Origin of the sequence: Microbacterium sp. Be9 (genome assembly GCF_011754135.1) — a bacterium.
Taxonomy (GTDB): domain Bacteria; phylum Actinomycetota; class Actinomycetes; order Actinomycetales; family Microbacteriaceae; genus Microbacterium; species Microbacterium maritypicum_A.
This window is the reverse complement of the sequence record NZ_WNWT01000006.1, coordinates 378,720-399,903: the sequence shown is the minus strand read 5'-3', so window position 1 is coordinate 399,903 and position 21,184 is coordinate 378,720. Positions and strand designations below refer to the sequence as shown.

Annotated in this window: 25 protein-coding genes; 6 read left to right on the top strand and 19 right to left on the bottom strand. The window is 69.0% G+C overall.

From position 1 onward, the window contains the following. Positions 1-28: 28 nt before the first annotated feature. The 6 genes from rhaI to GLO27_RS12750 are packed head-to-tail and all read right to left on the bottom strand — an operon-like array spanning position 29 to position 6,281. On the bottom strand, positions 29-1,195 hold the full coding sequence (gene rhaI / locus GLO27_RS12775; protein WP_292776602.1) for an L-rhamnose isomerase: 1,167 nt from the start codon (positions 1,193-1,195) through the stop codon (positions 29-31). Further along, positions 1,192-1,554, bottom strand: a complete 363-nt coding sequence (locus GLO27_RS12770; RefSeq protein WP_021201642.1) for an L-rhamnose mutarotase — start codon at positions 1,552-1,554, stop codon at positions 1,192-1,194. Before GLO27_RS12770 ends, rhaI begins: the two co-directional genes overlap by 4 nt. A gap of 58 nt (positions 1,555-1,612) precedes the next feature. Continuing rightward, the gene (gene rhaS / locus GLO27_RS12765; protein WP_021201641.1) at positions 1,613-2,644 is read right to left on the bottom strand and encodes a rhamnose ABC transporter substrate-binding protein; all 1,032 of its coding nucleotides are present in this window, start codon (positions 2,642-2,644) and stop codon (positions 1,613-1,615) included. A gap of 45 nt (positions 2,645-2,689) precedes the next feature. Next, positions 2,690-3,742 carry an ABC transporter permease gene (locus tag GLO27_RS12760; RefSeq protein ID WP_021201640.1) on the bottom strand — a complete coding sequence of 351 codons (1,053 nt, stop codon included), beginning with the start codon at positions 3,740-3,742 and terminating at the stop codon, positions 2,690-2,692. After that, positions 3,739-4,731, bottom strand: coding sequence for an ABC transporter permease (locus tag GLO27_RS12755; RefSeq protein WP_167256165.1), 993 nt, complete (start codon positions 4,729-4,731; stop codon positions 3,739-3,741). Before GLO27_RS12755 ends, GLO27_RS12760 begins: the two co-directional genes overlap by 4 nt. Positions 4,732-4,754: 23 nt before the next feature. Further along, positions 4,755-6,281 carry a sugar ABC transporter ATP-binding protein gene (locus tag GLO27_RS12750; RefSeq protein ID WP_021201638.1) on the bottom strand — a complete coding sequence of 509 codons (1,527 nt, stop codon included), beginning with the start codon at positions 6,279-6,281 and terminating at the stop codon, positions 4,755-4,757. 161 nt (positions 6,282-6,442) lie between these two features. On the opposite strand from GLO27_RS12750, the gene GLO27_RS12745 reads away from it, so the two are divergent. After that, entirely contained in the window at positions 6,443-7,447 is a 1,005-nt protein-coding gene (locus GLO27_RS12745; RefSeq protein ID WP_021201637.1) for a LacI family DNA-binding transcriptional regulator, read from the top strand. A gap of 21 nt (positions 7,448-7,468) precedes the next feature. Here GLO27_RS12745 and GLO27_RS12740 read toward each other — a convergent pair whose 3' ends face one another. The 9 genes from GLO27_RS12740 to GLO27_RS12700 all read right to left on the bottom strand — a co-directional run bounded on the left by GLO27_RS12740 (position 7,469) and on the right by GLO27_RS12700 (position 12,057). Next, positions 7,469-7,672: a hypothetical protein gene (locus tag GLO27_RS12740; RefSeq protein WP_167255205.1), complete on the bottom strand. Its 204-nt coding sequence runs from the start codon at positions 7,670-7,672 to the stop codon at positions 7,469-7,471. 13 nt (positions 7,673-7,685) lie between these two features. Beyond that, entirely contained in the window at positions 7,686-8,300 is a 615-nt protein-coding gene (locus tag GLO27_RS12735) for a hypothetical protein (RefSeq protein WP_029259388.1), read from the bottom strand. Beyond that, positions 8,297-8,881 carry a DUF6286 domain-containing protein gene (locus tag GLO27_RS12730; protein ID WP_021201634.1) on the bottom strand — a complete coding sequence of 195 codons (585 nt, stop codon included), beginning with the start codon at positions 8,879-8,881 and terminating at the stop codon, positions 8,297-8,299. Before GLO27_RS12730 ends, GLO27_RS12735 begins: the two co-directional genes overlap by 4 nt. Beyond that, complete coding sequence (locus tag GLO27_RS12725) at positions 8,878-9,270, bottom strand: hypothetical protein (RefSeq protein WP_167255203.1); 393 nt, start codon at positions 9,268-9,270, stop codon at positions 8,878-8,880. Before GLO27_RS12725 ends, GLO27_RS12730 begins: the two co-directional genes overlap by 4 nt. Next, a complete protein-coding gene (locus GLO27_RS12720) occupies positions 9,270-9,458 on the bottom strand; it encodes a DUF2273 domain-containing protein (protein ID WP_017829702.1) in 189 nt (62 codons plus the stop codon). The genes GLO27_RS12725 and GLO27_RS12720 overlap by 1 nt, the downstream gene beginning before the upstream one ends. Then, positions 9,455-9,970 (bottom strand): Asp23/Gls24 family envelope stress response protein, encoded by a 516-nt coding sequence (locus tag GLO27_RS12715; RefSeq protein ID WP_029264815.1) that lies wholly within the window; start codon positions 9,968-9,970, stop codon positions 9,455-9,457. Before GLO27_RS12715 ends, GLO27_RS12720 begins: the two co-directional genes overlap by 4 nt. A gap of 152 nt (positions 9,971-10,122) precedes the next feature. Beyond that, positions 10,123-10,758 (bottom strand): DUF1684 domain-containing protein, encoded by a 636-nt coding sequence (locus GLO27_RS12710; protein WP_021201631.1) that lies wholly within the window; start codon positions 10,756-10,758, stop codon positions 10,123-10,125. 9 nt (positions 10,759-10,767) lie between these two features. Further along, positions 10,768-11,586, bottom strand: a complete 819-nt coding sequence (locus GLO27_RS12705; RefSeq protein ID WP_167255201.1) for a sugar nucleotide-binding protein — start codon at positions 11,584-11,586, stop codon at positions 10,768-10,770. Between the two features lie 9 nt (positions 11,587-11,595). Next, the gene (locus GLO27_RS12700; protein ID WP_167255199.1) at positions 11,596-12,057 is read right to left on the bottom strand and encodes a MarR family transcriptional regulator; all 462 of its coding nucleotides are present in this window, start codon (positions 12,055-12,057) and stop codon (positions 11,596-11,598) included. A 115-nt stretch (positions 12,058-12,172) separates the two neighbouring features. On the opposite strand from GLO27_RS12700, the gene GLO27_RS12695 reads away from it, so the two are divergent. Beyond that, positions 12,173-13,429, top strand: a complete 1,257-nt coding sequence (locus tag GLO27_RS12695; protein ID WP_167255197.1) for an MFS transporter — start codon at positions 12,173-12,175, stop codon at positions 13,427-13,429. A gap of 166 nt (positions 13,430-13,595) precedes the next feature. Here the strand turns inward: GLO27_RS12695 and GLO27_RS12690 are convergent, their stop codons facing one another. Further along, positions 13,596-14,246, bottom strand: a complete 651-nt coding sequence (locus tag GLO27_RS12690) for an aquaporin (protein WP_029259393.1) — start codon at positions 14,244-14,246, stop codon at positions 13,596-13,598. Positions 14,247-14,395: 149 nt separating this feature from the next. Further along, positions 14,396-16,009, bottom strand: a complete 1,614-nt coding sequence (locus GLO27_RS12685) for an acyl-CoA dehydrogenase family protein (RefSeq protein ID WP_167255195.1) — start codon at positions 16,007-16,009, stop codon at positions 14,396-14,398. A gap of 101 nt (positions 16,010-16,110) precedes the next feature. On the opposite strand from GLO27_RS12685, the gene GLO27_RS12680 reads away from it, so the two are divergent. Together GLO27_RS12680 and GLO27_RS12675 are read left to right on the top strand one after the other, a co-directional pair. Continuing rightward, the gene (locus GLO27_RS12680; protein ID WP_021201625.1) at positions 16,111-17,496 is read left to right on the top strand and encodes an APC family permease; all 1,386 of its coding nucleotides are present in this window, start codon (positions 16,111-16,113) and stop codon (positions 17,494-17,496) included. Further along, entirely contained in the window at positions 17,483-17,710 is a 228-nt protein-coding gene (locus GLO27_RS12675; protein ID WP_021201624.1) for a hypothetical protein, read from the top strand. The genes GLO27_RS12680 and GLO27_RS12675 overlap by 14 nt, the downstream gene beginning before the upstream one ends. Before the next feature lie 14 nt (positions 17,711-17,724). Here GLO27_RS12675 and corA read toward each other — a convergent pair whose 3' ends face one another. Further along, positions 17,725-18,741: a magnesium/cobalt transporter CorA gene (gene corA / locus GLO27_RS12670; protein WP_021201623.1), complete on the bottom strand. Its 1,017-nt coding sequence runs from the start codon at positions 18,739-18,741 to the stop codon at positions 17,725-17,727. Positions 18,742-18,777: 36 nt separating this feature from the next. After that, complete coding sequence (locus tag GLO27_RS12665; RefSeq protein ID WP_021201622.1) at positions 18,778-20,070, bottom strand: serine hydrolase domain-containing protein; 1,293 nt, start codon at positions 20,068-20,070, stop codon at positions 18,778-18,780. A 96-nt stretch (positions 20,071-20,166) separates the two neighbouring features. Here GLO27_RS12665 and GLO27_RS12660 point away from each other — a divergent pair, with 96 nt between their 5' ends. Continuing rightward, on the top strand, positions 20,167-20,481 hold the full coding sequence (locus tag GLO27_RS12660) for a DUF2470 domain-containing protein (RefSeq protein ID WP_167255193.1): 315 nt from the start codon (positions 20,167-20,169) through the stop codon (positions 20,479-20,481). A gap of 46 nt (positions 20,482-20,527) precedes the next feature. Further along, positions 20,528-21,175, top strand: coding sequence for a biliverdin-producing heme oxygenase (locus GLO27_RS12655; RefSeq protein ID WP_021201620.1), 648 nt, complete (start codon positions 20,528-20,530; stop codon positions 21,173-21,175). The last annotated feature ends 9 nt before the right edge of the window (positions 21,176-21,184 follow it).

Here is a 21,184-nt window from a genome sequence, read left to right as displayed (position 1 = left end):
GGCGTACTGCTCTGCAGAGGACCTGCGGTCAGGCGCCCCAGCCGGCCTGCACTCCGCCCACCCGCTCGGCGGCGATCCGCTCCTGGTAGCCGGAGGCGAGATAGGCAGCCATCGGATCGGCGGCGAGACCGCGCGACTCCCGCCATTCGGCCAGGGCGGGCCGCACGTCGGTGTAGAAGGCATCCATGAAGAGGGCGTTCGCGGCGAGCACGTCGCCCGACCTCTGGGCAGCGGCGAGCGCGTCACGGTCGACGAGCAGCGCACGCGCCGTCATCTCCTGCACGTTGAGCACCGAGCGGATCTGGCCGGGGATCTTGTCCTCGACGTTGTGGCACTGGTCGAGCATGAACGCCACGTCGGGGTTGTTCAGGCCGCCCCCGCGGATCACCTCGAACAGGATGCGGAACAGCTGGAACGGGTCGGCCGCGCCCACGATCAGGTCGTCGTCGGCGTAGAAGCGCGAGTTGAAGTCGAACGAGCCGAGCTTGCCGAGGCGCAGCAGCTGCATCACGATGAACTCGATGTTCGTGCCCGGGGCGTGGTGGCCCGTGTCGAGGCACACCATCGCCTTGTCGCCGAGCGCGCTGACCTGCGCGTACGAGGTGCCCCAGTCCGGGACGTCGGTGTGATAGAACGCCGGCTCGAAGAACTTGTACTCGAGCACGAGGCGCTGGTCGTCGCCGAGGCGGTCGTAGATCTTCTGCAGCGAATCCTGCAGGCGGTCCTGGCGCCCGCGCATGTCGGCCTGGCCGGGATAGTTCGACCCCTCGGCCAGCCAGATCTTGAGGTCGCGGCTGCCGGTCGCATCCATCACGTCGATGCAGGCCAGGTGGTGGTCGATCGCCTTCCGCCGGATCGCGGCGTCCTCGTGCGTGAGGGCGCCGAACTTGTAGTCGTCGTCCTGGAACGTGTTGGAGTTGACCGTGCCGAGGGTGACTCCGTGATCCTCGGCGTGCGTGCGCAGATCGGAGTACGAGTCCACCACGTCCCACGGGATGTGCAGCGCCACCGCGGGAGCGAGTGCCGTGTAGCGGTTGACCTGGGCGGCGTCGGCGATCTTCTCCCACGGATCCCGCGGGGTGCCGGGGGTGCCGAACACCTTGAAACGCGTGCCGGAGTTGCCGAAGGCCCAGCTGGGGAGCTCGATGCCCTGCTTCTCGAGGATGGCGAGGTTCGAGGGGGTGAGGATGCTCACGATGCACTGCTTTCGTTCTGGAGACCGGAGGAGGAGAGCTGGTCTTCGAGGTGGAACACCTCGGGAAGTGTGGGGGCGGCCTGGTCCGGTCGGCCGTCGAGGCCGACGAAGAAGCGACTCATCTCGGCCTCCCAGCGCGCGGCGACGGGCGACGCGGCGAGATACGCCTGGGCCGCGGCGTCGTCATCGGTCTCGTAGTAGCCGATGAGCTCACCGTCGGGAGCGAGGAACAGCGAGTAGTTGCGGCGTCCGGCCGCCGCGATCTCGGCGAGCATCTCCGGCCACACGGGCGCGTGACGCTCGCGGTACTCGTCCAGGAGCTCCGGTCGCACCTGGAGCTTGACGCATACGCGGGTCATGAGGGCCTTTCTGCGAGCGCCCGGCCGACCACTGTGCCGGCCGGGCGCCCGGTGTCCATCAGAAGTCGAACTCGCCGATGTTGTCGGCGTTGAACACGAACGGGTCGCCGAGCAGCACGACGCCGTCGTCTCCGACCGTGTACTCGCCGAGGTCACCGGCGGTGAAGGTGTCGCCCTTCTTGCCCGTGATGTCGCCCTCGATGAGCGCCTGCGCCGCGAAGGCCGCGAGGTAGCCGAGGTCTTCCGGGTTCCACAGCGCGAACGACGTGACGGTGCCGTCCTCGACGTATTCCCGCATCTGGTTCGGGGTGCCGAGCCCGGTGAGCGCGACCTTGCCCTTGTAGTCCGAGGTCGACAGGTAGCGGGCGGCTGCCGCGATGCCGACCGTCGTGGGCGAGATGATGCCCTTGAGGTCAGGGTGGGTCTGCAGCAGGGCCGCGGTCTTGTCGAACGACGTCTGGTCGTCGTCGTCGCCGTAGACGGTCTCGACGAGCGTGATGTCGGGGTAATCGCTGGCGAGGTATTCCTTCATCAGGTCGATCCAGGCGTTCTGGTTGGTCGCGTTGGCCGAGGCCGAGAGGATGGCGATCTCTCCGGCGCCGCCGATCTGCTCGGCGATCTGGTCGACCTGCACCTTCGCGATGCCCTCGGAGTCCGCCTGGTTGATGAAGACGTCGCGGCATTCCGGGTTGGTGTCGGAGTCGAAGGTGACGACCTTCACGCCGGCGTCGCGCGCTTCGTTCAGCGCGTCGCAGATCGCCTTCGGATCGTTCGCCGAGACGACGAGTGCTCCGACGCCCTGCTGCGTGGCCGTGTTGATGTAGCTGACCTGCGCATCGGGGGTGGCTTCGGCCGGCCCGACCTCGGCGAACGTGCCGCCGAACTCCTCGACGGCCGCCTTGCCGCCCTTGCTCGACGTGTCGAAGTAGGGGTTTCCGAGGTTCTTGGGTAGGAAGGTGATGGCGAGGTTGCCGTCTCCGCCGCCGTCGCCGCCGTCTCCGCTGCCGGTGCTCGCGCATCCGGACAGGGCGACCGCTGCGGCCACCGCGATGGCGGCGAACGCGGTCACACGCTTGCGTGCAAACATCATTGTTCTGTTCCTTTCGTGAGGGGTGCCGCTATTGCGGCGTCGGCGTCATGAAGCTGTGGGTGCGGCGCCGGTGGTCGAACGTCCTGGTCTGCGCCGAGCCTTCTGCAGCCAGGCGAGGAAGCTGGCGGCGACCACCGAGACGATCAGCAGGGCGCCGGTGATGATGTTGATCACGTCGGAGGTCACGTTCATCAGTCGCAGCGCGCTGGCGAGTGAGCCGATGAGCAGGGCCGCGGCGACGACGCCGTAGAGCTTTCCCCGCCCGCCGAACACCGAGACCCCGCCGAGGACGACAGCGGCGATCACCTGCAGCTCGAGGCCGGTGGCGTTGTCACCTCGCGCGCTGCCGTAGCGGAGCGTGTAGAACACCCCGGCGAACGCGGCGACCACTCCGGAGAGCACGAAGAGGATGAACTTCGTCCGCTCCACGTGCACGCCCGAGAACCTGGCGGCGTCCTTCGACAGTCCGATCGCGTACACACCACGCCCGAACGGGGTGTAGTGCAGCAGGAGGATGAAGCCCACCAGCAGGAGCAGGAAGGGGATCATGACCACGGGGATCGTCGTGCCGGCGAGCTTCGCCTTGGCGAGGTCGGTCCAGAACTCGGGGAACTCCGTGACCGCCGCGGTGCCGAGCAGGCCGACCGCGAGGCCGCGGAACAGCGCGAGGGTTCCGATGGTCACCGCGAGCGAGGGCAGGCCGACGACGGTCACGAGGAACCCGTTGAAGGCACCGCCGACCAGACCGACGAGCAGCGCGGCGAGCGCGGCGACCTCGAAGGGGATCCCGCCCTGCACGAGCGCTCCGGTGACGACGCTGGAGAGCCCCACCATGCTGCCGACCGACAGGTCGATCTCGCCGGTGATCATGACGAGCGTCATCGGCAGGGCGATCAGGAGGATCGGGGCGATGTCGAGGAGCAGGTAGGTGAGCGTGATCGGCTGACCGAAGCCGCGCACCGTGCTCGCGGAGGCGATGACGACGAGGACGAGCAGGGCGACGATCGCCATCTCCCTCGTGAGGAGCACACGCCGCCAGAGCGGCTTGTCGAAGTCGCGGATCACCCGGGTGGTCGCGGTCGCGGTCGCGGCGGTCATGACTTGTCCCTCGCTTCGATGAGCCGTCGTTTCTGGCGGACGGCGAGGACACGGTCGAGCACGATCGCGCCGATGATCAGGAGGCCGACGACGGCGCGCTGCCAGAAGTCGGGGATGCCGAGGATGGGAAGGGCCCGGTTGATCGTGAGCAGCAGCACCGCACCGATCGCCGCCCCCCAGACCGAGCCGATGCCGCCGGTGATCGCGACGCCGCCGATCACGGCCGCGCCCACCGCGTCGAGCTCCCACCCGGCTCTGGCCTGCGAGTTGATGGTGCCGTAGCGGGCGGCGTAGAACACCCCGGCGAGACCGGCGAGCGCACCGGAGACGACGAAGGCGGTCAGCACGCGGCGCGTGACGCGGAGGCCGTAGAGCTCCGCGGCCGTGGGATCGGATCCGATCGCGTAGTACTCGCGGCCGCCACGGGTGTTCTTCATGTACCAGGCGGCTGCGGCGAGCACGATGAGTGCGACGATCGTGAGGATCGGGATGCCGATGAGCTGCCCGGTGCCGAGGGCGAGGAAGTCCTTCGGCATGTCGGAGGCGTTCACCCGGTCGCTGCCGGTCCACAGCACGTTGATGCCGCGGTAGGCGTAGAGCGTGCCGAGGGTGATCACCATGGCGGGCACTTTGGCGAAGGCGACCAGCGCCCCGTTGATGAGTCCGAGGAGGGCTCCGAACACGACGGCGGCCACCACCACGATCATGATCGGGATGCCGGGGACGTCGATGAACAGGCGACCGGTGAGGTAGGCGGTGAGCCCCATGACCGAGCCGACCGAGAGGTCGACGTTGCGGGTGATGAGGACGATGGCCTGTCCGACGGCGACGAGCACGAGGATCGACGGCGTGAGGAGCAGGTCGCGCCAGCCGTCGGGGCTGAACAGGAAGTTGGAGTTGTTCGTCGTGGCGGCGATGATCACGAGCGCCAGGGCGAGGAGGATGCCGAACTCTCGCGCCCTGCCGAGGGCTGCGAACCTCTTCGTCATCGAGGAGACGGGGATGGCGGTGGTCACGAGGAGAGCTCCGATGCGTGCGTCGCGGCGTACATGACGTTCTCGGAAGTGGCCTCCGAGCGGGCGATCTCTGCGGTGATCCGCCCCTCGCGCATGACGAGGACGCGGTCGGCCATGCCGAGCACCTCCGGCAGTTCGGACGAGATCATGAGGATTCCCATGCCCTGCCCGGCGAGCTCGGAGAGCAGGCGGTGCACCTCGGACTTGGTGCCGACGTCGATGCCTCGGGTCGGCTCGTCGATGATGAGGACCTTCGGCTGCGTGGCGAGCCACTTGGCGAGGACGACCTTCTGCTGGTTGCCGCCGGAGAGCGTCGCGGCGACCGTGTCGAGGGCGTGCGTCTTGACCTCGAGCCGGGTGGCCCATTCCCGGGCGGCGCGGTTCTCGATCCCGGTGGTGAGGAAGCCCAGCTTCGCGAGCTGGCGGCGGATCGAGAGGGTGATGTTGCCGCCGACGCCCGATTCGATCACGAGTCCCTGCTTGCGGCGGTCTTCGGGAACGAGCGCGAGACCGGCCCGCATGGCATCGGTGGGGCGGTTGCGCGGGATGCGCGCGCCCTGCATCGTGACGGCGCCCTCGCGATAGGGGTCGACCCCGAACACGGCACGCGCGACTTCGCTGCGGCCGGCTCCGACGAGACCGGCGAGGCCCACGATCTCGCCCGCGCGCACGGTGAACGAGATGTCGTGGAAGACACCGGGGCTGGTGAGGTTCTCCACCTCGAGCAGCGGAGCGCCGACCGTGGTCTCCTGCTTGGGGAACAGTTCGGTCACCTCTCGACCGACCATCTGGTGCACGATCTCCTCGACCGAGGTGTCGGCGATCGCACTGGTGGCGATGTAGGCGCCGTCGCGCATGACCGTCACCGTGTCGCAGAGGGCGAAGACCTCGTCGAAGCGGTGCGAGATGAAGATGAGCGCGCGGCCCTCGTCGCGGAGGCTGCGGGCGATCGTGAACAGGCGCTCGACCTCGACGCCGGACAGCGCGGCGGTGGGCTCGTCCATGACGAGAAGGCTCGCGTCGAGCGAGACGGCCTTCGCGATCTCGATGACCTGCTGATCGGCGATCGAGAGGCCCTCCGCCGGACGGTCGGGGTCGATGGTCACGCCGAGCCGGGTGAACAGGCGCTCGACCTCGTGCCGCATGGCCTTGCGATCGATCCGTCCGAAGCGCCCCGTGGGCTGGCGGCCCATGAAGATGTTCTCGGTGACCGAGAGGTCGGGGAAGAGCGTCGGCTCCTGGTAGATCACGGCGACGCCTGCGCTCTTGGACTGTGCGGTCGAGGTGAAGTCCACGTCTTCGCCGTGGAACCGGAAAATCCCTTCGTCGCGCTGGTACAGTCCGGCGACGATCTTCACGAGGGTCGACTTGCCCGCCCCGTTCTCGCCGACCAGAGCGTGGATGGAACCGCCGTCGACCGACAGCGTCCCGGAACGGAGAGCGACCACCGCACCGAACGACTTTCGGATGTCGCGGAGCTCGAGCGCCGGTGGAGCACCGGGAGCCCCAGAGGGAATCGTCATTGATCGGACCTAAACTGCAGGATCATCCCTGCGGATTGAATCGTTTTAAAGAGTGGAGCACCTGTAAATTACGACCCTGGGTGGGCTGCTGTCAAGTCACGGAATGAGCAGTGGTACGTTTCAGGGAGAGGTTTCGCGGATCCCGCGGAAAGGAATACGTCGTGGTCGTCAGTGTTCGAGATGTCGCTCTCGCCGCATCCGTGTCTGTCGGGACCGTCTCGAACGTCCTGAACCATCCGGACAAGGTCTCTCCCGCCACGGTGGAACGTGTCACGGCCGCCATCGAGAAGCTCGGGTTCGTGCGCAACGATGCGGCCCGGCAGCTCCGGGCCGGCCAGAGCCGCTCGATCGGCCTCGTGGTGCTCGATGTGCGCAACCCGTTCTTCACCGATATCGCCCGCGGCGCGGAGGAACGCGCCGCCGAGGCCCGGATGACGGTGACCCTCGGCAACAGCGACGAGAAGGTCGAACGCGAACGCGCCTACATCGACCTGTTCGAGGAGCAGCGCATCGCCGGGCTGCTCATCTCCCCCCTCGCCGACGACCTCCCGCGTCTCCGCCGTCTCCGCGACCGCGGGACGACCGTGGTGCTCGTCGACCGTGAGGTCGCCGATGAGAGCTTCTCCTCGGTCTCGGTCGACGACGTGGGCGGCGGCTACCTCGCCGTGCAGCACCTCGCTGCCCAGGGGCGGCGCCGCATCGCTTTCGTCGGCGGGCCGATGGGCATCCGCCAGGTGGTCGACCGTCTCGAGGGTGCCAGCAAGGCGGCGAACGAGGCGGAGGTCTCCCTCGAGGTCATCCTGACCGACTCGCTGAGCGTGCTCGCCGGCCGCGCCGCCGGAGAGACCCTCAGCGCGCGGGCTCCGGAGGACCGGCCCGACGCCATCTTCGCTGCGAACGACCTGCTCGCCATGGGGGTCCTGCAGGCGCTCATGATGCGGGGCAGCATCCGGGTGCCGGACGAGATCGCGCTCATCGGCTACGACGACATCGACTTCGCCGCCGCGGCCGTCGTCCCGCTCTCGTCGATCCGTCAGCCCGCGGAACTCATCGGATACACGGCCGTCGATCTGATGCTGCGAGAGGCCGGCGGGCGGTCCGATCGCGAGCGGGTGGTGTTCCAGCCGGAGCTCGTCGTGCGGGATTCGACGGCCCGCCCGGTCTGACCGACGCCGACCAGCCGCACGTCAGCGGCGGAGGGCCTTGCGTGCCTTCTTCGACGCCTTCTCGGCGGCCTTCTTGCGCCGCTTCCGCGCCCGGGGGTTGTTCCACAGCCGCACCAGCTGGTGCCGGACCGACTCGCCCTTGTCGATCTGCACCGTCGCCGCGCGACTGCCGAAGATGTAGGCGACGAAGGCGACGCCGACGATGAGGAGGATCTTGTTGCGCATGATGCCTGCTTTCTCAGGAGAGACGGCGCTGGTCGTGCGCGAGCCGGGCCCGGAGGCTCGTGTGGATCGAGACGAACGTCGCGGTGTCGCGTCCGGTGAGGACAGCGAGGTTGGCGAGCAGACGGTCGACATGGTCGACGAGCTCCCGCGGGTCGGTGTTCTGACGCGGCGTCACGGAGACGTGCAGCACCGGGCTGCGACGCACATCGTTGGCCGTCACCTGCGCCGAGAGGACCTCGTCGCGCGTCGTGAGGGAGTTCTTCACCGCGTCCGAGACGAACGACTCGTTGACCGTCACACGCCCCAGCGGGTTCTGCGCTCCCGTCGAGCGGAGCACGGTCTTCGAACGCCGTCCGGCGATGCTCGTGAGCGCGAGGATCAGCAGCACGATCACGACCACGATCGCGACGACCGCGCCGATGCCGATCCACGACAGTGCTCCTCCCGCGATGGCGGTCGCGGCGATCGCCTGGTCCAGCCAGGACCGCGCATCCCTGCCGCCTGCTGTCCAGATGTCGGACAGCGTCGGCCAGCTCATGATGGCGATGCCGAGGGCGCCGAGCGCGAGGAACAGCAGCCCGATGATCAGGAGCAGGGTGCGATTCAACGCACGGTTGGTGTTGTTCACAGCTCGTCTTCCTTCTCGGTGGGGCGCTCGATGCGCACCCGCGTGCGAACCCTGTCGGTCAGCCGATACGACTGCAGCTCCGCCTCGGCGGCTGCCCGCACGTCGGATGCGTCGAGAGGCACGCCGATTCCCGGGCGCACGGTCACGTCGACGGTGCGGTGTCCGACACCGACGGTGATGCTGTCGCGGGTGAGACCCGTCTCCTCCGCGAGGTGCTGAGCCAACGCGCTGGCGATCACGCCGTTGTCGACGACCACCGCGCGTCCGCCGGCATCCAGCACGTGCTTGGACAGTCGCCCCGGCGTGATGGCCAGCACCACGAAGGTCAGCCCGATGAGGGCGAGCACCACACTGCCGGCGATCACGAGCCCGGCGGGCTGTGCGGTGGGCAGCCCGATGAGCCAGCCTCCCGCCGCGGCGGGACCGACCAGGAGTGCGGGCTGCGCGGCGAGGCTCAGCACGATCTCGAGCCCGATGTACGCGAGGGCGAGGATGAGCAGGATGACCGCGACGAACATCGCGACGGTGCGCGGCGAGTGCGTTTCGCGTCGGATGACACGGCGCAGAACCGGGGTGCTCATTGCACTCGTCTCCTTTCCGGGATGGTGGCACCGGTGACGGTGAGATTGATGCGGATGACGTTGCGTCCGAGGATCGTGCTCAGGCTCTGCTGCAGCTGCTCCTGCAGATCCCGCGCACGTTCGAGGACGGGCACGGTCTGCGCGATCGCGGCCGTGTCGTCCAGGCGGGGAACGGGAAGAGGCGCGGCGATCCGCACGCTGATCCCCCGCGGGTGCTCGGCGACATCGACCTTCACGTCGCTGCGAGGCACCCCGATCAACGTCGCAGACGCCTTCTCGGTGATGGTGCGGTAGACGCGATCCTTCACCTCGACGCGTCCGCGGACGGCGGCCCCGCCGGCGGCGGCTCCCGAGGGAGCGCCGCCGGCGATGTGCTGGTCGGCGCGCATCAGGAGGTGCGCCGCCCGGTGAAGACGTCTGCGAGACCGCGGACGTCGAGCTTCCCGGACGCGATCCGACCCACGAGCGCGCCGATGCCCGCGAAGACGGCCATGAGGAGGAATCCCCAGAAGCCGAACAGCAGAGCGGCGAGAGCGAGGAGAGCGCCGATCAGGGCACCGACCGTTGTGGCACTCATGAGACTCGCGACTCTTCGCTCTCGTCGCTGTCGTCGCCGGGGACGTGCACGTCGTTGACCTCGACGTTGACCTCGACGACCTCGAGGCCGACCAGGCGGCTGATCGCGCCCGCGACAGCGGCACGGACGTTGTTCGCGACGTCCTGGATCGGCGCCGGGTATTCGACCACGATGGTCAGGTCGGCGGCGGCCTGCGTGTCGCCCACCTCGACCTTGACGCCCTGGGCGAGGTCGGTGGCGTTGATCACGTCGCGGATCGCACCGAAGGCACGTGCGCCGCCGCCGCCGAGCGCGTAGACGCCGGCGACCTCACGTGCGGCGATGCCGGCGACCTTGGCGACCACGCCGTCGGCGATGGTGGTCTTGCCCGCGGCATTGGCGTCCGTGGGGACGCGCGATGCGGAGAATCCGCTCGACCGGTCGACGCGCGATGCGCCGGTGGCGGCCTTCGGTGCGGCCTGGGCGAGCTCCTTCTCTGCCGGAGCGGGGGTGGTCTGGTCCTGGTTTGCCATGAGGTGTCCCATCTCGATCTGAAGACCGGTCGCGGGTCCCGTATGAGACTCCCGCCGGGAGCGAAACGCTCGCTCGGAGATAGGACGTGCGGAAGGGCCGAAACGTCACAAAGAAGTGCGGATCCCGCGCAGCGGCCTGCGGAAAGGGACGTTCAGGAGGACGGAGTTCCGTACATCTCGCCCACCGGGACCGGCACCGGGAGCACGTTGCCCGGCTGCGCGAGCGGGCAGGCCCACGCCGGGTCGTACGCGCACGAAGGGTTGTAGGCGAAGTTGAAGTCGAGCACGATCGTGCCGCCGTCCGCATCCGACCCCAGGTCGGCACCCTTGATCGTGTCGATCAGGTAGCGCCCGCCTCCGTAGGTTCCGCCGGGACGACCGGCGAGCGCGTCGCGCAGCGGGATGAAGAGACCGCCGCCGTAGGACTTCAGCCGCCAGACGTCGAGCGACCCGGCGTCGGGGATCTCGACCCGACCGACGCGCTCGAACGGAACGATGCCGTCGGTGCCGGTCGCGAACTCGAAGCCTCCCTCATCGGCGGCGAGGACAGGCAGTTCGAATCGCCACTGCGGATCGTACGAGGCGATCGGGAGTCCTTCGAACAGCGCCCGATCCTCCGACAGCAGCGGGGTGGCGGGATGGCGGAGCATCAGATCGTCCCGCTCGATCCGCCAGAGCTCGTGCGCTTCTTCCGGGGAGTCGGCGATCCGAACGGCGTCGTACAGGGCGAAGACCCGACGCCGCCAGTCGACGACGTCGATGGCGGTGCGTGCGGCTGTGATCGTCATGGCCCCAGGCTACGCGGCCGAGCCGGCGATCATCGCGACGTAACCCTCTCGATAGGTGGGGTAGTCGAGGCGGCCGAGCATGGACCGCAGGAGGGTGCCGTCATAGACGAACCCGCCCGGTTCCGCCGAGGCGATATCCGGCGGCACCTCGACCCCCAGCTCGCGTGCGATGAACGTGACGACGTCGCCGAGCGGAGCAGGGCTCTCGTCCACGGCGTGCAGGAGTCGTGGCGGCTCCGGCATCCGCAGCAGCATCTCGAGCGTGCGGACGAGGTCGGTCTCGTGGATGCGGTTGGTGCGTCGCGCGTGTTCCACCGCCACCCCCGCGCGCACCGTGCGCAGAAGGTACTCGCGTCCGGGTCCGTAGATTCCCGCCGGCCGCACGATCGTCGCGTCGAAGATCTCGACCGCTGCCCTCTCCCCGTCGAGAAGCCCTCGCGAGCGCATGCTCGTGGGCTCGGGCTGGTCCCGCTCGGTGATCGGCCGCGCCGACCCCGAACCGTCGAAGACCCCGGTCGACGACACGAACACCGTGCGCGCGGGCATCGCCGGCAGGGCGGCGGCGAGATGCGTCAGCGCGGTGCGATAGGCGGCGGGGGTGTCACCGGGTGGAAGCGTGACGAGCATGCGGTCGACCGCGGGAAGCCGCGCGGCGAGCGGCGCCGCCAGGTCGGCGCGGATCCCGATCGCACCCGCAGGAGGAGGACTGTCGCTTCGACGCAGCGCGTACACCTCGCCGTTTTCGAGGAACTGTGGCGCCAGGCGCGCGGCGATCTTGCCGGAGCCGACGAGGAGGGTGCGGGAGGAGGGCGCAGCGGAGCCGTGCATGCGTCTCGATCAGCCCGCGGCGAGCGCCGGCAGCGCGACGCCGTGCAGCGCGTCGACGACGGGGGCGAGTTCCGGCTGCGCCGCGGCGTCTTCGAGCACCTGCGCGAGGGCGGCGTCGTGGATGGGTCGAGCCCGCTCGTAGAGCTCACGCCCTGCGGGGGTGAGCTCGGTGTAGATGCCCCGACGATCGTCGGCGCAGAGGATCCGGGTGAGGAGTCCGCGGTCTTCCAGGCGGTTGACCAGGCGTGTCGTGGCGCTGGGACTCAGGGCCGCGGCTCGGGCGAGCTGCTGCATGCGCATATGCCATCCGTCTTGACGGTCGAGCGCATCCAGCACCGTGTACTCGACCACCGAGAGCGAGGCGGCGTCGGCCAGGCTGCGCTCGAGGGCCGACTCGATCAGGCCGTGCAGGGCGGCGAGCGTCCGCCACCCCTGCGCGCGCACCTCCACCGCGTCGTCACCGATACCCATGGCCATCCTCCGAGATAGTTGCTTGCGCTGGATACTTGCGTGTGCAATCATTGTCCTTCGATGCGCAATATGCCGCGTCTGCAAGTATCCTCACCAATGTACCAGGAGAATCGTCATGCCTCTAGGACTGATCGCCCTCGCCATCGGGGCGTTCGGCATCGGACTCACCGAGTTCGTCATCATGGGCCTGCTGCCCGAGGTCGCCCACGACTTCGGCGTCACCGAGTCCGCCGCCGGCTGGCTCATCTCCGGCTACGCGCTGGCCGTCGTGGTCGGTGCCCTCGTGCTCACCGCCGCGGCGACCCGGCTGCCCAAGAAGCCCGTGCTGCTCGGCCTCATCGTGCTGTTCATCATCGGGAACGTTCTCACCGCACTCGCCGACGACTACGGCATCGCCATGCTCGGCCGCATCATCGCCGCCCTCTGCCACGGCGCGTTCTTCGGCATCGGCTCCGTCGTCGCGGCCGGCCTCGTCGCCCCCGAGAAGAAGGCGGGCGCCATCGCCATCATGTTCACCGGCCTCACCGCCGCGAACGTCTTCGGCGTGCCGTTCGGCACCTTCCTCGGCCAGGAGCTGGGCTGGCGCTCGACGTTCTGGGCGATCTCCGGCATCGGCGTGCTGGCCTTCGTCGGCATCGCGCTGCTGGTCCCCCGTCTCCCGCGGCCGACCGCACACGTCAGCCTGCGCAGCGAGCTGTCCGCCTTCCGCTCCGGTCAGGTGTGGTTCTCGCTCATCGTCACGATCCTCGCGTTCGGCGGGATGTTCGGAGCCTTCACCTACATCGCCTACACGCTCACCGAGGTGAGCGGCTTCGCGACCTCGACCGTGCCGTGGCTGCTCGTGCTCTTCGGCGCCGGCCTCGTGCTCGGCAACTGGCTGGGCGGACGACTCGCCGACCGTGCGATCGACCGCACCCTGGTCATCTTCATCGCCGCCCTCGTGGTGGTGCTCGCCCTGTTCTCGGTCGCCGCACCGTCGGGCATCGCCACGATCATCACCCTGTTCCTGATGGGCGGGTTCGGGTTCGGCACGGTCCCCGGGCTGCAGAGCCGCGTCATGCAGTACGCCGGCGGAGCGCCCACCCTCGCCTCCGGCGCCAACATCGGCGCCTTCAACATCGGCAACGCGCTCGGTGCGTGGGCGGGCGGAATGGGCATCTCGGCAGGGCTCGGCTACACCTCGCCGATCTGGATGGGAGCGATCCTCACCGGCATCGCGCTCGTCGTGATGGTCGTGGCGGCGGCCCGTGCCCGTAGCGCTCTGTCTCGTGATGCACTGTCGCGCGATGCACTGTCTCGTGATGCAGTGTCGCGCGATGCGGTGTCGTCGGGCACGGGTCCGACCGCCGTCGCCTCGGTCCCGGCCGGCTGACCCGACACTCGGTCACCCGTCGGACGGATTCACGGATGCAGGACGATTCGACACTCTTCTTGTCGACCTCCGTGCGTTCTCCCGACATGTGCACCCGGCGACGATCGCCGCACGCAGAAGCGCCGCACCCTCCGACGAGGATGCGGCGCTTCGTTCCCGCAGCGGGTTACTCCGCGGCGGCGATCTTCTTGGCGTCGTCCGTGTTGAGCACGCGGAACAGGATCGCGGCGATCACGGCGCCGACGACCGGGGCGACGATGTACAGCCACAGCGAGCTCCACGCGAAGTGACCGCTGACCGAGAGGCCGAGCGCGACGGCCGGGTTGAAGCCGCCGCCCGAGATCGATCCGACCGTGGCCGCACCGACGAAGACGGTCGCACCGATCGCGAGACCGTAGAACGAGTTGCCTGCGGTGTCCTTCGACGTGGCGGTGTTGAGCACGACCCACACCAGGATCAGCGTGAAGAGGGCCTCGACGAGGAACGCCGGCCCGACCTCGATGATCATGGCCTTCTCGCCGGCGGGCCACACGGCGAGCGCGACGAGCGCGGCCACGGCACCACCGACGAACTGGGCGATGAGGTAGGCGATGAAGTCGACGACGCTGAGGCCGCCGCGCAGGAACACACCGACCGAGACGGCCGGGTTCAGGTGTGCACCCGAGATGTGACCCGTCGAGTACACGAGCACCATCAGGGTGAAGCCGATCGCGAGCGGGGTCAGCGGGCTGCCGCTGTTGACCGCCGCGATGATCGCGAGGACGAAGAGGAAGGTGGCGATCGCTTCTGCGAGCGCCTTGCGTGCCGTACCAGTCATGAGAGAGCCCTTTGTCTTGGGGATTCGTGGGAGAGGAGGCTCGTTTGGCCGCTCACTCCGGTCGACGCACCCCTCTTGCGGCACTGACGCTATCGCTGCGCCGACCGGAATATCGGGAGCCGCGCGGGCTTTCTGTGAATTCGCTGAACCTACGCGCGAGCGGCGATCGCGGCGCTGTCCACGCCTCGGGGCAGCGCACCGAACAGGCCGGAACCCTCGTCGATGCGGGCGGCGATGAACCCGTCGGCGACCACGGCGGGCGCCGCGCGCAGCAGCTGTGCCGCCGACAGGGTCAGCGCGAGGGCCTCGACGAGCCTGCGCGCCGAGGCGTCCGGCATCGGATCCGCCGCCGCCTCTGCCACCAGACGCCTCGTGCGGTCCAGATGGGCGTCGAACCGGGAGTCCACACCCCGCACCGCCGACACCTCGGCGTCGAAGGCCTCGAGCGATTCGGGTTCTCGGGCGAGCGCCCGCAGCACGTCGAGCGCGATCACGTTGCCCGAGCCCTCCCAGATCGCCATCACCGGCTGCTCGCGGTACCGCATCTCGAGGGGCCAGTCCGTCGTGATGCCGTTGCCCCCGAGGCACTCGAGCGCCTCGGCGGCGTGGCCGGGCGCGCGCTTGCACACCCAGTACTTCATGACTGCCGTCGCCAGCCGGCGGAACGCCCGATCCTGTGCCGAGGCGTCATCGTCGTACGCACGGGCGAGCCGCATCGCGACCGCCGTCCCCGCCTCGACCTCGAGCTGCAGGTCGGCGATCACGGCCGTCATCGCGGGCTGATCGATGAGGGTGCGCCCGAACGCCGATCGATGCCGCACATGCCATGCGGCCTCGGCGACCCCCTGGCGCATGCCGGCCAGCGAGCCGAGCATCGAGTCGAGCCGCGTGCGGGTGACCATGTCGATGATGGTGCGCACGCCGCGCCCCTCCTCCCCCACGAGGGTCGCCTCGGCCTGCTCGTACTCCACCTCGCTCGAGGCGTTCGACCGGTTGCCCAGCTTGTCCTTGAGTCTCTGGAAACGGAGCCGATTGCGCGTGCCGTCGTCGAGCAGCCGCGGCAGCAGGAAGCACGACAGCCCACCCGGCGCCTGCGCGAGCACCAGGAAGGCGTCCGACATCGGTGCGGAGCAGAACCACTTGTGGCCGGTCAGCGCATAGCGCCCGTCGCCCTGCGGCACGGCGGACGTGGTGTTCGCCCGCACATCGGACCCGCCCTGCTTCTCGGTCATGGCCATGCCGAACAGGGCGCCGGGCTTTCCGAGGCGCAGTCCGGGCTCGTACGAACGCGACAGCAGCCGGGGCATCCACTCCTCCGCGAGGCGCGGATGCGCGGCGATCACGGGAACGGCCGAATGCGTCATCGACACCGGACAGGCATGACCGGGCTCGACCTGCGCGTAGAGCATGAACGTGGCGGCGCGAGCGGCGCCGGCCCCCGGACGGGGGTCCGCGAATGCGGCGGTGTGCGCCCCGTCGGCGACGGCTGCGCCGATGACCCGGTGATAGGCGGGGTCGTACTCGACCTCGTCGATGCGCTCGCCCCAGCGGTCGTGCGTGCGCAGCACGGGCTCGTTCCGGTTCGCCCGCCGGGCGTCGTCTTGGAAGCCCGCCGACCCGACGCGACGACCGATGCCCCGCAACGCCTCGTCCGCCCACTCCGCGCCGTGCAGCCGCACCGCCTCGGTCAGCGCGATGTTCGCCCCGTACTCGTCGATATCGACGCGCGGCGGGGCCTGATTGAAGACGCTGTGTGTGCTCACGATGCCCCGATGGAATCACGGATACCGATCTCGGGGCAATGGCGGGGGCGAGCGATGTCAACCCCATGGCCGCTCTTCGCCCTTCCCCGTACCGTTCGAGGATGACCACGGAGACCGCGCCCGCCGCCGAGACCTCGACCCGGCTGCGGAGGGCGATCACCGGTCCCCTCCTGTTCGCGTTCATCCTCGGGGACGTGCTGGGCGCAGGCATCTACGCCCTGATGGGGGTGCTCTCCGAGAAGGTGGGCGGGATGCTGTGGGCGCCTCTGCTCCTGGCGCTGCTGCTCGCCATGCTCACGGCAGGTTCCTATGCGGAACTCGTCACGAAGTATCCGCGCGCCGGAGGAGCCGCCGTCTTCGCGGAGCGCGCATTCCACAGTCCGCTGGTGTCGTTCCTGGTGGGATTCAGCATGCTCGCCGCAGGAGTCACGAGTGCGGCCGGCCTCGCCATCGCGTTCGCGGGCGACTACCTGGGCACGTTCCTGGATCTGCCGACGATCCCGGTCGCGATCGCCTTCCTCGCCCTGGTCGGCCTCCTGAACGCCCGCGGCATCCGCGAATCCATGGGCGCGAACCTCGTGATGACCGCGATCGAGCTGAGCGGCCTGGTCATCGTGATCGCCGTGGTCGCGGTCTTCGTGGGCGGCGGAGGCGGCGACGTCTCCCGTGTCGCGGAGGCGCCGGAAGGGACGAGCGTCGCCGTCGCAGTGCTGTCCGGTGCCGTCATCGCCTACTACTCGTTCGTCGGGTTCGAGACGTCTGCGAACATGATCGAAGAGGTGAAGGATCCGCGCCGGACGTACCCTCGTGCCCTCTTCGGCGCCCTGTTCACGGCCGGAGCGGTCTACGTGCTCGTCGGTCTGGCGAGCTCGATCGCCCTCCCAGCCGCAGAACTGCAGGAGTCGAGCGGTCCCCTGCTCGCCGTGGTCGAGGCCACCGGCGTCAGCATCCCCTCCTGGCTGTTCAGCCTCATCGCGCTCGTCGCGGTCGCCAACGGCGCACTGCTGACGATGATCATGGTCAGCCGTCTCACCTACGGCATGGCCGAGCAGGGCCTGCTGCCCGCCGCCCTCGGCCGCGTGCTCCCGAAGCGGAAGACCCCCTGGGTCGCGATCCTCACCACCACCCTCGTGGCGATGGGGCTGACGCTCGTCGGCGATCTGGCGACGCTCGCCGAGACGGTGGTCCTGCTCCTCCTCGTCGTCTTCCTCAGCGTCAACGTGTCCGTGCTGGTACTGCGTCGCGACCGCGTCGACAACGATCACTTCCGCGTGTGGACCTTCGTCCCCGTGCTCGGCGTCGGCTCCTGCATCCTGCTCCTCACCCAGCAGCGACCGGCCGTCTGGCTGTTCGGCGCGATACTGCTCGCCGTCGGAGGCGCGCTGTACGTGCTGGCGCGCTGGGGCAGGAAGCATTCGGAGAAGAAGAACGCCCGCCCCGACGGCGAGCCCGTCCACGACCAGAAGGAGAACCATGAGCACGCCTGAGCACACGTCCGCCGACGAGATGACGAGCGCGGAGAAGCGGCACGATCAGCTGACGTCCGCACCGGACGCCACCGAGGCCGACGCCGCACCCCGCGTCGAGGTCAGTGAGCACGACGGCAACACCCGCATCGACATCGCGCCGGGGGCACCGGTGCGTCCGGGGCCCGGTCCCGGGATGCCCGAGGCCGATTCCGAGGCCGATTCCGAGGACTGACGCGCGGCCCGGCTCTAGAGCCAGCCCTTGCGCTTGAAGGCCGCGTAGAGCCCGAAGCCCAGCGCGATCATCATCCCGACCGCCATCGGGTAACCGAGAAGCCAGTGCAGCTCGGGCATGTGATCGAAGTTCATGCCGTAGATCGTGCCGACGAGCGTCGGGGCGAACAGGATCGCCGCCCATCCCGAGATCTTCTTGACCTCGTCGTTCTGACGGATGCTGAGCTCCGTCATCCGCCGCATCTCCTCGTTCTGGCGACGCGCGACGATCGTCGACTCGACGGTGAGCGCGTTGTCGAGGACGGTGCGGAACGTCGTGGCGCGGTCACTGACGCGCAGGGTGTGATCCAGCACGTCGCGGAGATACCGCTGCAGCTCTTCGGTCACCTGGTACTTGTCCGACCCGCGCAGCAGGGCCTCCAGCATGCCCGACAGCGGCTGCGTGGCCCGCTGGAAGTCGATGACCTCCCGCCCCAGGTCGTAGATGCGCTGGGTGGCGTCGGTGTTCTCCTCGAACAGCTGGCTCTCGATCTCGTCGATGTCGTTCTCGAGCCCGGCGAGGACGGGCGTGTACTCGTCGACGACCTCATCGAGGATCGCGTACATCACGGCCTCGGGACCACGGGCGAGGAGGGCGGGGTCGGCCTCCAGCCGTCGGCGGACGCGCGCGAGGTCCGGTGACTCCGCATGCCTGATCGTCACGACGAAGTCGGGGCCGACGAGCACGTGCACCTCGCCGAACTCGACCTCCTCGACGTCGTCGAGATAACGCGCCGGCCTCAGCACCATGAACAGCACCTCGCCGTAGCGCTCGAGCTTGGCGCGCTGGTGACCGGAGAGGGCGTCCTCCACGACGAGCGCATGGATGCCGAACTCGTCCGCGACCGCGCGGATCTCCTCCTCGCTCGGCCGATAGAGCCCGATCCACCCCATGCCGCCGCGCTCCCGCATGCGCTCGAAGGTCTCGCTGAGGGTCACCGGATTCTCGGTGCGGACGCCATCCACGTAGATCGCATTGTCGATGATCGCCATCGTCGCCCCTTCGCGTTCCTGTCGGTCAGAGCGGGATCACTGCGCGGCGGGCGGGGCCACGCAGGGGATCGCGGTATCGGCGATCGCCTGGTGGTACTGCTCGGCCGTGAACGGAAGGCCGAACTCGGGCGCGGTCTGCCCCGCAGCGGCCGGGGCTTTGGAGGCGATGGCGGCGAGTTCCCACGAGAGCTGCTGGGCGAACTGCGCCCCGGCCGTCGAGTCGTTGAGCACGACGGCCACGGTGAACCCGGTGGCAGGGTCGGAGTACGCCGCCGTCGCGTATCCGGGCGTCCAGCCGTGCTGACCGATCATCGATCCCACGAGGTAGGCACCACCCGTGGCCTGGAACCAGGACTCGGCTCCGTCGGCAGCCGGGAGCGGCTCACCGAAGCGGTCCGGCTTCTCCTTGGTGCGCAGCGCCTGCTGCGCCTCCGCCTGTGCGTAGCGCCCCAGGTCGGTGATGGTCGACACGACACCGGAGTCGGTGAAGCCCGAGCTGGACGACAGCTTCGTGATGTCGACGGGGGCGGCGCAGTCGAACCCGCCTTCGACGGCGTTGAGGAAATGACCGTTCAGTACCGCTCCGGTTCCCGGCGGCGCAGGGGTCGGGCTCGGCAGTGAGGTGTCCGGGAGCCCGAGGGGCTCGGTGACGTACTCGGCGATCAGCTCGGAGGCGGTCATCCCCGAGGCGCGTTCGAGGGCCAGCCCCAGCAGGAGGTAGCCGGCATCCGAGTCGCGGAAGGTGGTGTGCGGGGCGACGCGCTCACGCGCCAGGCCGAAACCGGCCAGCTCCAGAGGAGACCAGACCCGGTCGGGGGTGTTCAGCCACGCCGACTTGACGGTTCCCTCGGAGGATCCCGCCCCACTGGTGCCGTTGCAGAGGTCGAGGAGGGTGATGCCCTCGTCTCGCATGTCGGCGACACCCGAGACGTAGTCCGCGACGTTCGCATCGAGTTCGACCACATCGCGGTCGGCGAGGGCATAGAGCACGTCGCAGGTCATCAGACGGGTCACATCGGCGATGCGGAAGGACATGTCGGTCGACACCTCGGCTCCGCCCTCGCGGTCCTGCGTGCCGATGCCGGCCACCCAGCTCCCGCTCCACGGCGCCCAGACACCGACGATCGCGCCCGACGCACCCGACGCGACGAGGGCGTTGTCGACGGCGGCCTGCATCGCGGCGACCGTGTCATCGGGGAGCGCCCCGTCGACCTGAGCGGGGGGCGTGTACGAGAAGGACTCCTCGGAAGAGCATCCGGTGAGAACGAGAGCGAGCACGGCCGCCGTGGCCGTTGCGGCGCGCCACCGGCGCGACGAGAGAAGCTGCATGGAAAGAACCCCCGAAGACGTGTCTCCCGAGTCTAGAGCGCCGATGCTGAAAGTCGGCCCCGGAGCAGACGCCGAGCCCCGCATAAGGTTGTCGTCATGCCCCACACCTTCGATGCCGACGTGATCACCGCCGTCCTCCGCCACATGAACGGCGACCACACCGATGACAACATCCTCATCGCCCGGGCGTTCGCGGAGCCGTCGGGTGCGGAGATCACCGCATCGATCATGACCGGCTTCGACGGGGACGGCGGGCTGTGGGAGATCACGCGCGACGGCGCCGTCACCGAGTTGCGCGTGCCGTGGCCCGGCGGCCCGATCGACGACCGCCCCTCGGTGCGCCGTGAGGTCGTGGCGCTGTATGACGCCGCCTGCGCCCGGCTCGGCGTCGAACCTCGCCCGCACGCCTGACGGATCCGGCTTCCCTCCGGGGTTAGGTAACCCTTACACTGGCCTCATGCCCGAGATCCTCTCCTTCTCCGCCGCCCTGCGCGAGCGTTCGTCCGGATCGCACTCCCGCAGCGAGACCGCCGGCTTCATGTCCGACCTCCTGAAGGGCGAGGGATCGCGCGAGGACTACATCTCCCTCGTCGCACAGCACTACTTCATCTACGAGGCCCTCGAGGGCGCCGGCGAGCGCATGCGCCAGGATCCGGTCGCCTCGGTCTTCATCACCGACAAACTCACGCGTCTACCCGCGCTCGAAGCCGACCTCGAGTTCCTGCTCGGTGCCGACTGGCGTGAGCGGATCGTCGCGCTGCCCACCACGCAGCGTTACGTCGACCGCATCCGTCAGGTGGGCGCCACGTGGGCCGGCGGTTTCGTCGCCCACCACTACACCCGCTACCTCGGCGACCTCTCCGGAGGCATCTTCATCGGACGCGTGATGGCACGCCGCTTCGGCTTCGAGACCAACGGCATCGGCTTCTACCTGTTCGACGACATCGCGGATCCGGCCGCCTTCAAGGACGTGTACCGCGAGCAGCTCGACGCCGCTCCCTGGGACGATGCCGAGCGCGAGCGCGTGATCGACGAGGTGCTCCTCGCCTACCGTTTCAACACCGAGCTGTTCGAAGACCTCGACCGCGCGCGCGCCGCTGCCTGAGTCTGCACC

Excerpts from the sequence above, each read along its gene's own strand:
- GLO27_RS12770 (WP_021201642.1), bottom strand. The coding sequence starts at position 1,554 with ATGACCCGCGTATGCGTCAAGCTCCAGGTGCGACCGGAGCTCCTGGAC.
- rhaS (WP_021201641.1), bottom strand. The coding sequence starts at position 2,644 with ATGATGTTTGCACGCAAGCGTGTGACCGCGTTCGCCGCCATCGCGGTG.
- GLO27_RS12760 (WP_021201640.1), bottom strand. The coding sequence starts at position 3,742 with ATGACCGCCGCGACCGCGACCGCGACCACCCGGGTGATCCGCGACTTC.
- GLO27_RS12755 (WP_167256165.1), bottom strand. The coding sequence starts at position 4,731 with ATGACGAAGAGGTTCGCAGCCCTCGGCAGGGCGCGAGAGTTCGGCATC.
- GLO27_RS12750 (WP_021201638.1), bottom strand. The coding sequence starts at position 6,281 with ATGACGATTCCCTCTGGGGCTCCCGGTGCTCCACCGGCGCTCGAGCTC.
- GLO27_RS12740 (WP_167255205.1), bottom strand. The coding sequence starts at position 7,672 with ATGCGCAACAAGATCCTCCTCATCGTCGGCGTCGCCTTCGTCGCCTAC.
- GLO27_RS12730 (WP_021201634.1), bottom strand. The coding sequence starts at position 8,881 with ATGAGCACCCCGGTTCTGCGCCGTGTCATCCGACGCGAAACGCACTCG.
- GLO27_RS12725 (WP_167255203.1), bottom strand. The coding sequence starts at position 9,270 with ATGCGCGCCGACCAGCACATCGCCGGCGGCGCTCCCTCGGGAGCCGCC.
- GLO27_RS12720 (WP_017829702.1), bottom strand. The coding sequence starts at position 9,458 with ATGAGTGCCACAACGGTCGGTGCCCTGATCGGCGCTCTCCTCGCTCTC.
- GLO27_RS12715 (WP_029264815.1), bottom strand. The coding sequence starts at position 9,970 with ATGGCAAACCAGGACCAGACCACCCCCGCTCCGGCAGAGAAGGAGCTC.
- GLO27_RS12710 (WP_021201631.1), bottom strand. The coding sequence starts at position 10,758 with ATGACGATCACAGCCGCACGCACCGCCATCGACGTCGTCGACTGGCGG.
- GLO27_RS12705 (WP_167255201.1), bottom strand. The coding sequence starts at position 11,586 with ATGCACGGCTCCGCTGCGCCCTCCTCCCGCACCCTCCTCGTCGGCTCC.
- GLO27_RS12700 (WP_167255199.1), bottom strand. The coding sequence starts at position 12,057 with ATGGGTATCGGTGACGACGCGGTGGAGGTGCGCGCGCAGGGGTGGCGG.
- GLO27_RS12695 (WP_167255197.1), top strand. The coding sequence starts at position 12,173 with ATGCCTCTAGGACTGATCGCCCTCGCCATCGGGGCGTTCGGCATCGGA.
- GLO27_RS12690 (WP_029259393.1), bottom strand. The coding sequence starts at position 14,246 with ATGACTGGTACGGCACGCAAGGCGCTCGCAGAAGCGATCGCCACCTTC.
- GLO27_RS12680 (WP_021201625.1), top strand. The coding sequence starts at position 16,111 with ATGACCACGGAGACCGCGCCCGCCGCCGAGACCTCGACCCGGCTGCGG.
- GLO27_RS12675 (WP_021201624.1), top strand. The coding sequence starts at position 17,483 with ATGAGCACGCCTGAGCACACGTCCGCCGACGAGATGACGAGCGCGGAG.
- corA (WP_021201623.1), bottom strand. The coding sequence starts at position 18,741 with ATGGCGATCATCGACAATGCGATCTACGTGGATGGCGTCCGCACCGAG.
- GLO27_RS12665 (WP_021201622.1), bottom strand. The coding sequence starts at position 20,070 with ATGCAGCTTCTCTCGTCGCGCCGGTGGCGCGCCGCAACGGCCACGGCG.
- GLO27_RS12660 (WP_167255193.1), top strand. The coding sequence starts at position 20,167 with ATGCCCCACACCTTCGATGCCGACGTGATCACCGCCGTCCTCCGCCAC.
- GLO27_RS12655 (WP_021201620.1), top strand. The coding sequence starts at position 20,528 with ATGCCCGAGATCCTCTCCTTCTCCGCCGCCCTGCGCGAGCGTTCGTCC.